The sequence below is a fragment of the Comamonas sp. C24C genome, assembly GCF_053345995.1.
In genome coordinates this window covers 95,439-110,439 of sequence record NZ_JBKFBC010000001.1, presented here as the reverse complement: position 1 = coordinate 110,439, position 15,001 = coordinate 95,439, and the positions used below count along the sequence as shown (strand labels likewise).

Sequence of the window (15,001 nt, the reverse complement as noted above, 5' to 3'; positions counted from 1 at the left end):
ATTTGGGGCCGGGCGGCCGATCACCTCATCCGCTCAGGAAGACAAGCATGCGCAAGTTACTCAATGGTTTATATGAAGGCAGTGCCTGGCTTGCAGGCATCGCCATGATCGGCGTGCTGGCGATGGTGCTGCTGACCATCACCAGCCGGCTTTTTGGCTTCAGCGCCCCGGGTACCGATGCCTACGCAGGCTACGCCATGGCAGGTGCCGGCTTCATGGCCCTGGCCAGCACCTTGAAGAAAGGTGAACATATCCGCGTCACCTTGCTGCTGGGTGCGCTCAAGGGCCATGCCTACAAGGCACTGGAGCTGACCGCCCTTGGCATCGCCACCATTCTTTCGGCCTTTCTGGCTTTCTATTCCACGCGCCTGGTCTGGCAGTCCTGGGAGATCGAAGACATCTCCGTGGGCATCGACGCCACGCCGCTATGGATTCCGCAGGTTTTCATGGCTCTGGGCACGATTGTCTTTTTCATCGCGTTCTGTGACGAACTGATGCTGGAGCTGCTGGGCAAACGCAAGGCGGTAGAGAAGGAGGGAACCCCTCATGAATGAAATCACCGCAAGCATTGCACTGATCGTGGTGCTGCTGGTTCTGCTTGGCGGCGGCGTCTGGGTCGGACTGACTCTGGCGGGCGTGGCCTGGTTCGGCATGGAGTTCTTCACCGCGCGCGCTGCGGGCGATGCCATGGCCATGACCATCTGGGGCTCGGCCAGCAGCTGGACCTTGACCGCTCTGCCGCTGTTTGTCTGGATGGGCGAGATTCTCTACCGCACCAATCTGTCCGAGAGCATGTTTCGCGGTCTGGCGCCCTGGGTCAATGCGCTGCCGGGCCGCCTGCTGCACACCAACGTCATAGGCTGCACGATTTTTGCAGCGGTGTCCGGCTCCTCGGCCGCCACCTGCGCCACCGTGGGCAAGATGAATGTGCCCGAGCTGCGCAAACGCGGCTATCCCGAGAACATGGTGATTGGCTCGCTGGGCGGCCCCGCCACGCTGGGCCTGCTGATCCCCCCATCCATCATCTTGATCGTCTATGGCGTATCGGCCGAGCTGTCGATCTCCAAGCTCTTCATGGCGGGCGTGCTGCCGGGCATCATGCTGGCCTTGATGTTCAGCGGCTGGATCGTGGTCTGGGCCCTGATGAACCCGGACAAGGTGCCCAAGGCCGACAGCAGCCTGAGCTTCAAGCAGAAAGTCTACGAGTCACGCCATCTGATCCCCGTCGTGCTGCTGATCTCTGGCGTGATTGCCAGCATCTACAGCGGCATTGCCACGGCAACCGAAGCCGCCGGCATAGGCGTGATGGGAGCGCTGATCCTGTCGGCCCTGCAAGGTGCGCTGAGCTGGAAGAACTTCAAGGACTCGCTGTTCGGAGCCACCCGGCTTTACTGCATGATCGCGCTGATCCTCGCCGGCGCTGCCTTCATGACCTTGTCCATGGGCTATATCGGTCTGCCACGCCAGCTGGCCGAATACGTGGGCAGTCTGAACCTCTCGCCCGCCATGCTGATCGCGGTGCTGGGCCTGTTCTACATTCTCATCGGCTGCTTTCTGGACGGCATCTCCACCATTGTGCTGACCTCCGGCGTGGTCCTTCCCATCATCCAGGCCGCAGGCATCGACCCCTTGTGGTTCGGCATCTTCCTCGTGATCACGGTGGAGACCGCTCAGATCACGCCGCCAGTGGGCTTCAACCTGTTCGTGCTGCAGGGCATGACGGGCAAGCAGATCACCTACCTGGCCCGCGTCTGTGCGCCGTACTTCCTGTTGATGGTGCTGGCACTCGTGATACTGTGGTTCTTCCCGCAGATCGTGACCGTGCTGCCCAATAATATGTAAGCAAAATCGCTCTGCACAAACGCCCCGAAAGGGGCGTTTCTCGTGGGCGATCCCGGATGGCTGCATGCATGCCGGGACATGCGGGCTTCAGCGCCGGGATGTGGATGTCGAATCCCTCTGACAGGGTGTTACGGAAAATGCGCACTACGCTGTTAGATTGGCTGGGTTAGCCATCCAGACACATCGCAATGAAAGAAAAAATCAACTTCATTGAGAGGGAGCGCCTCTACCGACATGAACTCAAACGCCGCCGCGTTAAATTTCTACCCATGCAGGTACTGCGTCGGGTCTTCAAGGCCGCAGGAGTCTAGCCAGCGCTGAAGCCAGCCATCCACCTGCCAAGCCCAAACAAAAAAAGCGCTCCCATGGAGCGCTTTTTCGTGGCAGAGGCCGTCTGCTTATTCCACCGTGACCGACTTGGCCAGGTTGCGCGGCTTGTCCACATCGGTGCCGCGTGCCACCGCCGTGTGATAGGCCAGCAACTGCAGCGGCACCACGTGCAGGATGGGGCTCAGCGCGCCATAGTTCTCGGGCATGCGAATCACATGCATGCCTTCGCTGCTTTCGATATTGGTCTTGGCATCGGCCAGCACATAGAGAACGCCGCCGCGCGCACGCACTTCCTGCATATTGCTCTTGAGCTTTTCCAGCAGTTCGTCATTGGGCGCCACGGTGACCACAGGCATCTGGCTGTCCACCAGCGCCAGCGGGCCATGCTTGAGCTCGCCGGCAGGATAGGCCTCGGCGTGGATATAGCTGATTTCCTTGAGCTTGAGCGCGCCTTCCAGAGCGATGGGGTAGTGAATGCCGCGACCCAGGAAGAGAGCGTTCTCCTTCTTCGCAAAGTCTTCGGCCCAGCTGATGATCTGCGGCTCCAGTGCCAGCACGGATTGCAGGGCCACGGGAAGATGGCGCATGGCGGTCAGATACTGCTGCTCCTTCTCTTCCGTCAGGCGTCCCTTGGACTGGGCCAGCGCCAGCGTCAGCAGGAACAGGCCGGCCAGCTGCGTGGTGAAGGCCTTGGTCGATGCCACGCCGATCTCCACACCGGCCCGGGTGATATAGGCCAGCTCGCACTCGCGCACCATGGCGCTGGTGGCCACATTGCAGATGGTCAGGCTGTGCTTCATGCCCAGGCCCTGGGCATGGCGCAGGGCCGCCAATGTGTCGGCCGTCTCGCCCGACTGGCTGATGGTCACGATCAGGGTCTTGGGATCGGGCACGCTGGTGCGGTAGCGGTACTCGCTGGCCACTTCCACATTGCAGGGAATGCCGGCAATCGCCTCGATCCAGTACTTGGCCGTGCAGCCGCTGTAATAGCTGGTGCCGCAGGCCAGAATCAGGACCCGGTCGATCTCCTTGAACACGCGCCAGGCCGCAGCACCGGTCTTGCCTTCCGAGGTGACCCCGTCAAACAGCTCGGGGGCAATGTTCTTCAAGCCCTCCAGCGTATCGCCCAGGGCGCGCGGCTGCTCGAAGATTTCCTTTTGCATGTAGTGGCGATAAGGGCCCAGTTCGGCTGCGCCACTGTGCGCCATCACGGTCCTGACCGGACGCTGCTGCTCCGTCAGGCGCTCGCCGCTCCTGCTGATGACCCAGTAGCGTCCCGGCTGCAGATCGATCAGATCGCCCTCTTCCAGATACACGATCTGATCGGTGACGCCCGCCAGTGCCATCGCGTCGCTGGCCAGGAAATGCTCGCCGCCGTCCTTGCCCACACCCAGAATCAGCGGGGAGCCGGCGCGGGCGCCGACCACGCGCTGGGGCTCGTCCCGGTGCATCACGCCAATCGCATAAGCACCATGCAGACGGGCCGTCGCGGCCTGCACGGCTTCGAAAAGATCGCCGCTGTAGAGACTGTCCACCAGGTGAGCAATGACCTCGGTGTCGGTCTGGCTGGCAAATACATAGCCCTTGGCCTGGAGCTCGGTACGCAAGGCTTCGTAGTTCTCGATGATGCCGTTGTGCACCAGGGCCACGCGTGCCGGTGCATCTGTATCGGCCACGGGGGAGATGCCGGGGCCATGGCTGAAATGGGGATGGGCATTGCGCACCGCAGGCTCGCCGTGGGTGGCCCAGCGGGTATGGGCAATACCGGTGAAACCTTCCACATGTTCGGTCTTGACCTGCTCCATCAGCTCGGCCACGCGGGCTGTGGAACGCGCACGCTGCAGCCCAAGGCTCAGGCCGTTGGCGTCCGCGGCCTGCACCGCCACCCCACAGGAGTCATAACCGCGGTACTCCAGTCGTTGCAGACCCTGGACCAGAACCGGAACGATATTGCGATGAGAAACCGCAGCAACAATGCCACACATAGAGGTACACCTTAGGTTGATTGAGCGAGCATGCTATCTGCTGCAGTGAAAAATTTTCAATCAATAAAAAATGAAAAATGACTGAAAATTTCACAACCACTGCAGTTTGATTTTTTATTCAATAAAATTCTAATAAATGAATGAAAATTCCATCAACCTGGACCACATCGACCTCCAGCTACTGCAGCAATTGCAGCGGGATGCCAGCCTGAGCAACCAGGCCCTGGCCCGGCTGCTGGAGTTGTCTGCCGCCACCTGCCTGCGCCGGGTCAAGCGGCTGCAGGAGTTGGGTCTGATCGAGAAACAGGTCGCCATCCTCAGCAGCGAACACATTGCGCGCTTCACCGGCCATGGCCTGCAGGCTATTGTGGAAGTCTCGCTGGACCGGCAGGACAGTGCCTCGCTGCTGCAGTTCGAGCACAAAGCCGTTGCCGAGCCCGGCGTGCAGCAATGCTGGCGCGTCTCTCCCGGTCCCGACTTCGTCCTCGTCATTGCCAGCGCCGACATGCCAGCCTATCTGGCCTTGAGCCAGAAGCTGTTCACGCAGGACGCCAATGTGCGCAATGTCAAAGCCTTCTTCAGTCTCAAACGCGCCAAATTCAGCACCGAACTGCCTTTGCCAGCCCCTCAACATTAGGGACTTGCACGCCTTTATTCTTGAACTGCAATGTGTGGTGTAGATGCTGCGCAGGCGCCTTAATATTTGATACAAATTGTATTAATTCGATTATTCTCGCGATCTTGACTTAAGCCAAATCCACCAGATGCCCTTGCATCGAGATATTCACCGACGCACCTATCCTCTGCGTGCCTCTTATATGGCACTGGGCGGAGCAGTGGTGGCTGCGAGCCTGTCATATCTCCCGACCAATCTCGCCTGGTGGGCATTCACGGCGGTAAGTGCACTGGCGTGGCCACATATTGCTTTTTTGCATTCAAGTCGGCAACAGGATCAGTTCCAGGCGGAGTATTTCAACTCCCTGATCGATGCTCTGATCGTCGGTTGCTGGATCGCTCTGATGCACTGGAGTCTGCTGCCCGGCATCTGCATTCTGGCCATAGGCGTGGCCGACCGCTTCTATACCGGATTGAAGCGCCGCTGGCTGCCATCCCTGATCGCACTGCTGTGCGGCATGTTTTTCATGAGCCTGGCCATCACGCCCAGCCCGCAATGGGATGCGCCGCTGGCAGTGCAGCTCAGCCTGCTGCCGCTGATCGTTATGCACAGCGCCTATGCCAGCTGGTCCAACAGCCGCATGCTCAAGACTCTGGCCCGGCAGAATCTGCAGCTCAAGCTATTGGGACGCATCGATCCGCTGACCACGGTATACAGCCGCGATTACTGGTGGAAAAAGGCCCGTGCCGCCCTGCACCAGCACCGCAGCGTCAAGGAGCAGACCTGCCTGCTGGTGATTGACATCGACCGTTTCAAAAGCGTGAACGATTTGTACGGTCATATTGTGGGCGACGAGGTTTTGAAGCTGATCGGGCTGGCCATTAGAAACAGCCTGCGCAGCAACGATATTGCAGGGCGCTATGGCGGCGATGAATTCACCGTACTGTGCAAGCACACCACGGCCAGGGAGGCATATTCCGTGGCCATGCGCATATGCGAAAAAATTGCCCAGATACGCGTTCGCGATTATCCGCAGCTGCAGATCAGCGCAAGCATTGGCGTTGCCGCAGCCGATGACAGTTTCAGCTCGGTAACCGAATGGATCAAAGCGGCCGACAGCGCGCTCTACAGCGCCAAGAGCGGCGGGCGCGACCAGGTGATGGATGCCACCCAGCAGCCCGAGAGGCAGCACAGCCCCTCCACCATGCCCATGCGACCCGAGTCGACACGGATCAGCGCGGCGAGCGCCGGGCAGGAGAGCTTGGACCGCGACGTGGTCTGACCACTCAGGGCAGACAGGTGGGCCAGTGCATCTGCAGCTGGCATCCGGCATTGAGCTGTGCCTGAATTTCTGCCTCGCCACCATGGCGGCGGCAGACGTCGCGCACCAACGCCAGGCCGATGCCCAGGCCCTCGAACTCGGCTTCGCGGTGCATGCGCTGAAAGACGCCAAACAGCTTGCCCGAGCGCGCCTGCTCGAAGCCGACGCCGTTGTCGGTCACCGAGATGGAGCAGCCGCCTTGCCCGTCGCGCTGCACATCGACCTGAATGCGTGCCAGCGGCATGGCCCGCGTGAATTTGACGGCATTGGCCAGAGCTGCCTCCAAAGCCTGCTCCAGCAGATGCGGATCGGCCTGCAGCCTTGGGGCTGCAGCAGGCAGACACCACTCTATGCGCCGGCCTTGCGTGCCCGCATGCAGACGCTGGCGCAGACTGCCCAGCAAGGCAGGCAAGTCCACGGGCTGCGGCTGCAGCACATGGCGCTGGGCCCGTGCCAGCTGCAACAAGCCTTCGAACATGGCCGCCATGCGCTGGGCGGACTGGTCCATGGTCTGCAAAAAGCTGCGCGCCTCTTCCAGGTCCTCGACACCAGGGCTGGGGGACTGCAGCAATTCGGCAATCAACGGGTTGAAAGCCAGCAGATGGCGCAGCGGGGCCCGCAGATCATGCGAGACCGCGTGCACCCACTCCTGCTGGGCCGTGCGCAAGGCGGCCAGCTCGGCCTCGCGCCTGGCCAGCAGCGCCAGCGCCTCGTCCAGAGTCCGAGGCACCTTGCTTTCAGCAACTGGCTGCATGGGTTCCATCAGGCTTTGGGCAGCTTTTCGGGGCGCTTCCAGTTGCGGATGCTGACCTGCCTGCCGCGTCCGACCGTCAAGGCACCGACCTCGGTGTTCTTGGTCACGGTGGAGCCACCGCCCACCGTGCCGCCGGCAGCAATGGTCACGGGAGCCACCAGCACGCAGTTGCTGCCGATATGCACATCGGCCTCGATCACGGTGCGGTGCTTGTTCACGCCGTCATAGTTGGCAGTGATGCTGCCTGCGCCATAGTTCACGCGCTCGCCCACCGTGGCATCGCCCAGATAGGCCAGGTGATTGGCCTTGGCACCGTCGGCCAGGGTGGAGTTCTTCACCTCCACGAAGTTGCCGATGTGTACTTCGCGGCCCAGCTTGGCGCCGGGGCGCAGGCGGGCAAACGGGCCGATCAGCGCGCCCTGGCCCACTTCCACACCGGCCTTCTCGCCGTCGATATGCGTGAAGGGATGGATCACGGCATCGTCGGCAATGCTCACATTGCTGAGATGGCAGTTGGCGCCGATCCTGGCGCCGGCACCAATCGTCACCTTGCCGGCAAAGATGCAGTTCACGTCGATTTCCACATCCTGACCGCAGCTCAGGCTGGCCTTGGTGCCGCGAGCATCGTCACGCAGGTCGAAGCGCGCAGGATCGGCCATGCGCACGCCCTGCTCCATCAGCCCGCGCGCCTGGCGCAGCTGGTGCGCCCGCTCCAGCTCTGCCAGTTGCAGCGGGCTGTTGACGCCCGCCACCTGCAGCGCATCGGCGATGCGGTGACCCACCACGGGCACGCCGTCGGCCACGGCCATGGCGACGATATCGGTCAGGTAGTACTCGCCCTGGGCATTGTTGTTGTCGAGCCTGGCCAGCCATGCCGTCAGATGCCTGGCGGGCACGGCCATGATGCCGCTGTAGATCTCGGTGATGACACGTTCGGCTTCGCTGGCGTCCTTTTGCTCGACGATGCGCTGCACCGTGCCGGCATCGTTGCGCACGATGCGGCCGTAGCCCGTGGGATCGGCCATGCTCACGGTGAGCAGCGCCATCTTGTCGCTGCCGGCGGCATCGAGCAGACCCTGCAGCGTGTCGGCCTGGGTCAGCGGCACATCGCCCGACAGCACCACGACCAGACCATCGTCCTTGAGCGCAGGCACGGCCTGCTGCACGGCATGGCCGGTGCCCAGTTGGGGCTCCTGGCGCACAAACTTCAGATCCATGGAGCCATCCGCGCCATTGGCGGTGGTGATGGCAGCTTCCACTTCTGCTGCACCATGGCCCGTCACCACCACGGCCGAGCGCGCCTTGAGCTGAGCCGCAGTGTCCAGCACATGCTGCAACAGGGCGCGACCGGCCAGCTTTTGCAGCACCTTGGGATGGCGGCTTTTCATGCGGGTGCCTTTGCCGGCGGCCATGACGACGATGTCCAGAGGTGCAGTCATATTGATTTGTGGGATGAAAACCGCCTGATTATCGACCCATAGCCTGCACCCGCAACTGCAAGCGCAGGCAACAGTGGCCGCAAACGCCTTATGCTTGCCCTGCCATGCCTCATGCCACCACCAGCCCCACTCCGCTGCTTCGCACCCGCGCCATCGGTGCCGGCCATCTGCGCGCCTTTCTGGCCGTGGCCCGGCACCTGAACTTTCGAGCCGCAGCGGACGAGCTGGCGCTGACCCAGTCCGCTGTCAGCCGCCAGATCCAGTCGCTGGAAGACGAGGTGGGCATCCCGCTGTTCCTGCGCCATTCGCGCGCCGTGGAGCTGACCGGGGCCGGTGCCCAGCTGCTGCATGCCGTGCAACCCGCACTGGAGTCGATCGACGCCACGGTGCGCCAGATCCGCCAGACCGTGGGCCGCAAGAGCGTGGCCATCACCACATGGGCCAGCTTTGCCGCCATGTGGCTGATTCCGCGTCTGGAGGCGTTCCAGCGCGCCCATCCCGATATCGACATTCGCATCGACACGGGCGACGCCGTGGTGGATCTGGAAACCACCGATGTGGACCTGGCCATACGCTACAGCGCCGGCGTCTCCGATGCCTCGGCAAAGGCTCTGTTCGGTGAAGAGCTGGTGCTGGTCGCCAGCCCCAGCTTGCTCAGAAGCGGCCCTGCCGTGCGCAACCCCGCCGATGCGGCCCACTACACGCTGATTGAAACCGGCGACGTGCACCGCATGCCCCAGCTGGAGTGGCTGAGCTGGCAGCGCTGGTTTGCCGCCAACGGCTGCGACCAGCTGCAGCCGCCGCGCTGGCTGTACTTCAACTACGCCCACCAGATCGTGCAGGCCGCGCTCGCGGGCCAGGGTCTGGCCATCGCGCGCCTGCCGCTGGTGGCCGATGCGCTGGCGGCCGGCAGCCTGGTCGAGGTATTGCCCGAGCATCGCCTGGCGTCGCCGCTGTCGTACTGGCTGCTGCAAGGCCCGCGCAGCAGCGAGCGCCCCGAAGTGCAGGCCTTCTGCCAGTGGCTGCTGGAGCAAGCCCGCCAGACACGCGACGCCATGCGAGGCGCGGGCGAGCCGACCTCATAAAAAAAGAGAGCTGCCAGCGCTTGCTCCACCTTTGTTTCAAATACAAAATGAATTGAAACGTAGATGTATCAAGCGTAAGCAGCTCTCATTTTGATGGCTGACACATTCGACAGACCATGTCGGCAAGGACAACGCCTTGCCCTGTTGCGCGCAGCGGTGACGCACCGCTGAGCTCAACTCAGCTCAGCGTGACACGCGCAAACTTGCGCTTGCCCACCTGCAGCACAAAGGTGCCGGCATCCAGCTTCAGTGCGCGGTCGCTGATGACGTTGCCGTCGACGCGCACACCGCCGCCATCGATAAGACGGTTGGCTTCGCCGGTCGATGCAGCCAGATTGGCCTGCTTGACCAGCGCACCGATGCCCAGCGGTGCGCCGGGCAGGCTGATTTCAGGGATGTCATCGGGAATGCCGCCCTTGGAGCGGTTGATGAAATCCTGCTCGGCCGCCTCGGCTGCCGCTGCACTGTGGAAGCGCGCGGTGATCTCCTTGGCCAGGGCCACCTTGGCATGCTTGGGGTTGCCGCCGGCCTCGATCTCGGCCTTGAGCGCGGCGATATCGGCCAGGCTCTTGAAGGACAGCAGGGTGTACCAGTCCCACATCAGGTCGTCCGAAATCGACAGCACCTTGGCGAACATGGTGTTGGCGTCCTCGGTGATGCCGATGTAGTTGTTCTTGGACTTGGACATCTTGTGCACGCCGTCCAGACCCACCAGCAGCGGCATTGTGAGCACACACTGCTGCTCCTGACCATACTCGGCCTGAAGATGCCTACCCATCATCAGATTGAACTTCTGATCGGTGCCGCCCAGCTCCAGGTCGGACTTGAGCGCCACCGAGTCATAGCCCTGCAGCAGCGGGTAGAGAAACTCGTGCAGGCTGATGGAGCTGCCGTCGGTGAAGCGCGTATGGAAGTCGTTGCGCTCCATCATGCGCGCCACCGTGTACTTGGCCGACAGCTGGATCATGCCGCGCGCACCCAGCTGGTCGCACCACTCGCTGTTGTAGCGCACCTCGGTCCTGGCCGGGTCCAGCACCTTGGCGGCCTGGGTGTAGTAAGTCTCGGCGTTGGCCTTGATCTGCTCGGCCGTCAGCGGCGGGCGCGTGGAATTGCGGCCCGAAGGGTCGCCGATCAGCGTGGTGAAGTCGCCGATCAGAAAGATCACCTGATGGCCCAGATCCTGCAGCTGGCGCATCTTGTTGAGCACCACGGTGTGGCCCAGATGGATGTCGGGAGCTGTCGGGTCCAGGCCCAGCTTGATGCGCAGGGGCACACCGGTGGCTTCGGACCTGGCCAGTTTCTGGACCCACTCGTCCTTGGGCAGCAGCTCATCGACTCCACGCAGAGTGACTTCCAGCGCCTGGTTCACTCTGTCGGTCACGGGAAAACTTGTAACAGCAGATTGATTCATAAGGGTTTTTCGGCAGGCGAGGTAGGACGCGGCCGATATACTTGGAGGTTTGGTGTTACGGTCAATTCTAGACTGCTCCCTCATAAAGACCTCTTTGGATGGACTTATGGCACGGTAGAGCTGCTGGAGACGTGTCAGTCGTAACAAATACCAACTCCACCGACACGCTTTCCCAAGGATTTGATGTTTTGATGACTGGCTTGAAAAATGCCGGCGGTGCTCTGCTCGCACGGCTGACATCGGCTCTGCAAAAACACCCCAAGCGCGCCACGGCCGCGCTGGCGACTGTTTTGCTGACCGGTGGCAGCGGTGCCTTTGCAGTGGCCAGCCTGGGGCCCGACCCCGCCGACCTTCCCGTACGCACACTGACCGAACCCGTCACCTCCCTGGCCGCCGGCCAGGATCTGGCCGATCTGACGGATCTGCAGTCCTTCTCCCTCTATCGTTCCGAATACACCCGTGCCAACGACACGACCGAGTCGCTGCTGCAGCGCCTTGGCATTGCCGATCCGCAGGCTGCAGCCTTCATGCGCAGCAACGATGCCGTGCGCCAGAACGTGCTGGGCCGTGCCGGCCGCCTCGTGTCCGCCGAAACCACGCCCGACCAGCAATTGAGCCAGCTGACCGTGCGCTGGGCTCCTGGCGAAGACGGCAGCTTCCAGCGCCTGACCGTGGAGCGCGTGGACGGCAAGCTGCAATCCAAGATCGAGACCGGCAAGCTCACGGCCAGCCCCCGTCTGGCCGGTGGCGTGATTCGCTCCTCCTTCTTTGCCGCCACGGATGCCTCCGACATTCCCGACAGCATCTCCATGCAGATGGCCGACATCTTCCAGGGCGAGCTGGACTTCCGCCGCGGCCTGCGCAAGGGTGATCGCTTTGCCGTGGTCTATGAATCGCTGGAAGCCGATGGCGAGCCACTGCGTGCCGGCCGCGTGCTGAGCACCGAGTTCTACAACAATGGCAAGTCGCATCAGGCCATGTGGTTCCAGGAAGCCGGCAAGAAGGGCGCCTACTACACGCTGGACGGCAAGAGCCTGCGCCAGGCCTATCTGAACTATCCCGTGGAGTTCTCGCGCATCAGCAGCGGCTTCTCCATGCGCGTCCACCCCATCCAGAAAACCTGGCGCGCGCATCTGGGCACCGACTTTGCGGCTCCCACCGGCACCAAGGTGCGCACCGTGGGCGACGGCGTCGTGTCCTTTGCCGGCGTGCAGAACGGCTACGGCAATGTGATCTTTGTCGACCACGCCAACCAACACACCACCGTCTACGCCCACCTGAGCCGCATCGACGTCAAGCGCGGTCAACGCGTGGACCAGGGCGACATCATCGGCGCCGTGGGCGCCACGGGCTGGGCCACCGGGCCTCATCTGCACTTCGAGTTCCGCGACAAGGGCGAACAGCGCGATCCGCTGACCATTGCCCAGATCACCGACGCCGCCCAGCCCATCTCCAAGGCCGCCCGCCCGGCCTTCGAGCAGCAGGCCGCGCAGATGCGCATCGAACTCAACGCCGGCACGCAATCGTATGCCGTGGCCAGCGCGCGCTGAGCCAGCGTCGCCACGCACACCAAGGGCTGCAGATTGCAGCCCTTTTTCATTTCCGCATGAAGATCGTTCGCAGCGCGCATCAGACATACACCGAACGCTACAGCTAAGATAGTAAAACCGTAAGCCTACCTTCCGATCTGCCATGCCCAATGCCATTGAACAAGCCGCCCAAAGCCCTCTCTATATCGGCCTGATGTCCGGCACCTCGCTGGATGGCGTCGATGGCGTTCTCGTGGACTTCAGCCGTGGCACCCAGGTGTTGCAACATGCCAGCTGCGGCTTCGACGCGGCATTGCGCGCAGAGCTGCTGGCCCTCAATACTGCCGACGGCCAGGATGAACTGCATCGCGCCGCCCTGGCCGCCAATGCACTGGTGCGCCACTATGCGCAGGTGGTGCAGCAGCTGCTGACCACTGCCGACGTCGACGCCGGGCAGATCGCCGCCATAGGCGCCCACGGGCAAACCGTGCGCCACCGCCCCCAGATGTTCGATGGCACGGGCTATACGCTTCAGCTCAACAACCCCGCCCTGCTGGCCGAGCTGACCGGCATCACCGTCGTCGCCGATCTGCGCAGCCGTGATGTGGCGGCCGGCGGTCAGGGTGCGCCACTGGTGCCGGCCTTTCACCAAAGCGTATTCGGCAAACCCGGGGAAACAGCCCTGGTGCTCAATATCGGCGGTATTGCCAATCTCAGCGTGCTGGGTGCCGACTCGGTGCTCGGCTTCGATACCGGCACCGGCAATGCGCTGATGGACGGCTGGTGCCTGCGCCATACCGGCAAGAGCTATGACGAGAGCGGCCGGTGGGCTGCCAGCGGCAAGGTCCTTCCCGAGCTGCTGACCGCCATGCTGGGCGATCCCTATCTGGCCCAGGAGCCGCCCAAGAGCACGGGGCGCGATCTGTTTCACGCCGACTGGCTGGAGCGGCATCTGCAGCAGCATGCTGCGCAGGCCGCCGCGGTCGATGTGCAGGCGACCCTGGCCGAATTCACCGCAGCCAGCTGTGCCCATGCCGTCCGGCGTTTCGGCAGGGGCGGCACCGAACTGCTGGTATGCGGCGGCGGTGCACTGAACACCTATCTGATGCAGCGCCTGGCCGCCCTGCTGCCGGGTGTGAAGGTAGCCTCCACGGCAGAGCGCGGCCTGCCCCCGCTGGAAGTGGAAGCAGCCGCCTTTGCCTGGCTGGCACGTCAATGCCTGCTGGGCCTGCCCGGCAATCTGGCCAGCGTGACGGGCGCGAGAGGCCCGCGCATTCTGGGCGCCATCCACCCCTCCTGAGACTGATAGCCGGCAGCCCTCCCGCCTGCAGGCTCAGGCCGCTACTGCGGCATCCGCCTGCAGTCTGTGCTGCACGGCCGGCAGATCGGGCAAGCCGAAATGGCCGCGCAGCGTGCTGCTCTGGTAATCGCTGCGGAACAGCCCACGCTTGCGCAAAATCGGCACGACCTCGCTGGCAAACAGCTCCAACTGCTGGGTGATCACCGGTGGCATCACATTGAAACCATCGGCAGCGCCCGTGCGGAACCAGTCTTCGATCGTGTCCGCCACCTGCTCGGGCGTGCCGGCAATCGCCAGATGCCCGCGCGCGCCTGCCAGCCGCTTGAGCAGCTGGCGCAGCGTGAGCCCGTCGCGCAGCGTGGTCTCCACATAGCCGATAGCGCGGCTCTTGGAAGCCTCCACCAGCGCGGGGTCCGGAAAGTCATCGCGCGTGAGCCGGCGGTCCAGCGGCAGACCGCTGAAATCATGGCCACCAAAGCGGGCCGACAGACGTCCCAGCCCCACTTCGATGCTGGTCAGGCTGTCGAGCTCCTCCCACACCTGGCGGGCTTCGTACTCCGTGGAGCCGATCGCGGCGCTGATGCCCGGCAGGATCACGATATCCTCGGCCCGGCGCCCCAGCGCCTTCGCCTGTCCCTTGATATCGGCATAAAAGCCTTGCGCCGACTCCTTGCTGCCATGTGCCGTGAATATGGCCTCGGCCCATTGCGCGGCAAAGGCCCGGCCGGTATCGGACTGCCCGGCCTGCACCAGCACCGGACGGCCCTGAGGACTGCCCGGCACATTCAGTGGTCCGCGCGTACGGATATGCGTGCCCGCATAGTTGACGGGGCGCACCTGGCCGATGTCCAGGTACTGACCCGATGCGGCATCGTCCACCACCGCAGCGCCCGGAAAGCTGCGCCACAGCGCATCCACTGCGGCCACGAATTCCTCGGCGATGCGGTAGCGCTCGGCATGCTCGACATTCTGCTGCAGCCCGTAGTTTTCGCCGGCCCGGGGCAGCCATGAGGTCACGATATTCCAGCCTGCCCGGCCCTTGGACAGGTGGTCCAGCGTGGCGAACTGCCGCGCCAGCGTATAGGGCAGGCTGTAGGTGGTGGAAGCCGTTCCGATCAGCCCGATACGCTCGGTATGCTGCGCCAGCGCCGCCAGCAGCAGCAACGGCTCGAGCTGACCCGAAGAGGCCATTTGCCCGCTGTCGGGCCCGACCAGCCCGTCGGCCAGAAACACGGCATCGAACTTGGCGGCCTCGGCAATGCGGGCAGCATCCACATACAGTTGCAGATCGGTCAAGGCCTTGGGATTGGCGCCGGGGTGACGCCAGGCACCTTCATGGTGGCCTCGCGTCATCAGAAACAGGTTCAGGTGTAGTTGTCGCGTCATGGC

General features: G+C 63.1%; 12 protein-coding genes. 7 read left to right on the top strand and 5 right to left on the bottom strand.

Going from position 1 to position 15,001, the window contains the following annotated elements:
• The first annotated feature begins 47 nt into the window (after nt 1–47).
• Both ACLBXN_RS00455 and ACLBXN_RS00450 read left to right on the top strand, forming a co-directional pair.
• The gene (locus ACLBXN_RS00455) at nt 48–554 is read left to right on the top strand and encodes a TRAP transporter small permease (RefSeq protein ID WP_447610765.1); all 507 of its coding nucleotides are present in this window, start codon (nt 48–50) and stop codon (nt 552–554) included.
• Nucleotides 547–1,842 (top strand): TRAP transporter large permease, encoded by a 1,296-nt coding sequence (locus ACLBXN_RS00450; protein WP_407715023.1) that lies wholly within the window; start codon nt 547–549, stop codon nt 1,840–1,842. The genes ACLBXN_RS00455 and ACLBXN_RS00450 overlap by 8 nt, the downstream gene beginning before the upstream one ends.
• A 398-nt stretch (nt 1,843–2,240) precedes the next feature.
• Here the strand turns inward: ACLBXN_RS00450 and glmS are convergent, their stop codons facing one another.
• A complete protein-coding gene (gene glmS / locus ACLBXN_RS00445; protein WP_447610764.1) occupies nt 2,241–4,157 on the bottom strand; it encodes a glutamine--fructose-6-phosphate transaminase (isomerizing) in 1,917 nt (638 codons plus the stop codon).
• 136 nt (nt 4,158–4,293) lie between these two features.
• Between glmS and ACLBXN_RS00440 the strand changes: the two genes are divergently transcribed.
• Nucleotides 4,294–4,794 carry an Lrp/AsnC family transcriptional regulator gene (locus tag ACLBXN_RS00440; RefSeq protein WP_343675752.1) on the top strand — a complete coding sequence of 167 codons (501 nt, stop codon included), beginning with the start codon at nt 4,294–4,296 and terminating at the stop codon, nt 4,792–4,794.
• A 127-nt stretch (nt 4,795–4,921) separates the two neighbouring features.
• On the top strand, nt 4,922–6,055 hold the full coding sequence (locus ACLBXN_RS00435; protein WP_343675750.1) for a diguanylate cyclase AdrA: 1,134 nt from the start codon (nt 4,922–4,924) through the stop codon (nt 6,053–6,055).
• Nucleotides 6,056–6,059: 4 nt separating this feature from the next.
• On the opposite strand, the gene ACLBXN_RS00430 is transcribed toward ACLBXN_RS00435, so the two are convergent.
• Both ACLBXN_RS00430 and glmU read right to left on the bottom strand, forming a co-directional pair.
• Complete coding sequence (locus ACLBXN_RS00430; protein WP_447610763.1) at nt 6,060–6,857, bottom strand: sensor histidine kinase; 798 nt, start codon at nt 6,855–6,857, stop codon at nt 6,060–6,062.
• Nucleotides 6,857–8,287 carry a bifunctional UDP-N-acetylglucosamine diphosphorylase/glucosamine-1-phosphate N-acetyltransferase GlmU gene (gene glmU, locus ACLBXN_RS00425; protein WP_447610762.1) on the bottom strand — a complete coding sequence of 477 codons (1,431 nt, stop codon included), beginning with the start codon at nt 8,285–8,287 and terminating at the stop codon, nt 6,857–6,859. The genes ACLBXN_RS00430 and glmU overlap by 1 nt, the downstream gene beginning before the upstream one ends.
• Before the next feature lie 104 nt (nt 8,288–8,391).
• Here glmU and ACLBXN_RS00420 point away from each other — a divergent pair, with 104 nt between their 5' ends.
• Entirely contained in the window at nt 8,392–9,372 is a 981-nt protein-coding gene (locus tag ACLBXN_RS00420) for a LysR substrate-binding domain-containing protein (RefSeq protein ID WP_447610761.1), read from the top strand.
• 178 nt (nt 9,373–9,550) lie between these two features.
• Here the strand turns inward: ACLBXN_RS00420 and tyrS are convergent, their stop codons facing one another.
• On the bottom strand, nt 9,551–10,783 hold the full coding sequence (gene tyrS / locus ACLBXN_RS00415) for a tyrosine--tRNA ligase (RefSeq protein WP_211457874.1): 1,233 nt from the start codon (nt 10,781–10,783) through the stop codon (nt 9,551–9,553).
• Nucleotides 10,784–10,974: 191 nt separating this feature from the next.
• Here tyrS and ACLBXN_RS00410 point away from each other — a divergent pair, with 191 nt between their 5' ends.
• Complete coding sequence (locus ACLBXN_RS00410; RefSeq protein WP_447610760.1) at nt 10,975–12,333, top strand: peptidoglycan DD-metalloendopeptidase family protein; 1,359 nt, start codon at nt 10,975–10,977, stop codon at nt 12,331–12,333.
• Nucleotides 12,334–12,475: 142 nt separating this feature from the next.
• Complete coding sequence (locus ACLBXN_RS00405; protein ID WP_447610759.1) at nt 12,476–13,612, top strand: anhydro-N-acetylmuramic acid kinase; 1,137 nt, start codon at nt 12,476–12,478, stop codon at nt 13,610–13,612.
• A 33-nt stretch (nt 13,613–13,645) separates the two neighbouring features.
• On the opposite strand, the gene ACLBXN_RS00400 is transcribed toward ACLBXN_RS00405, so the two are convergent.
• Nucleotides 13,646–14,998: an LLM class flavin-dependent oxidoreductase gene (locus ACLBXN_RS00400; protein ID WP_447610758.1), complete on the bottom strand. Its 1,353-nt coding sequence runs from the start codon at nt 14,996–14,998 to the stop codon at nt 13,646–13,648.
• Nucleotides 14,999–15,001: the final 3 nt, after the last annotated feature.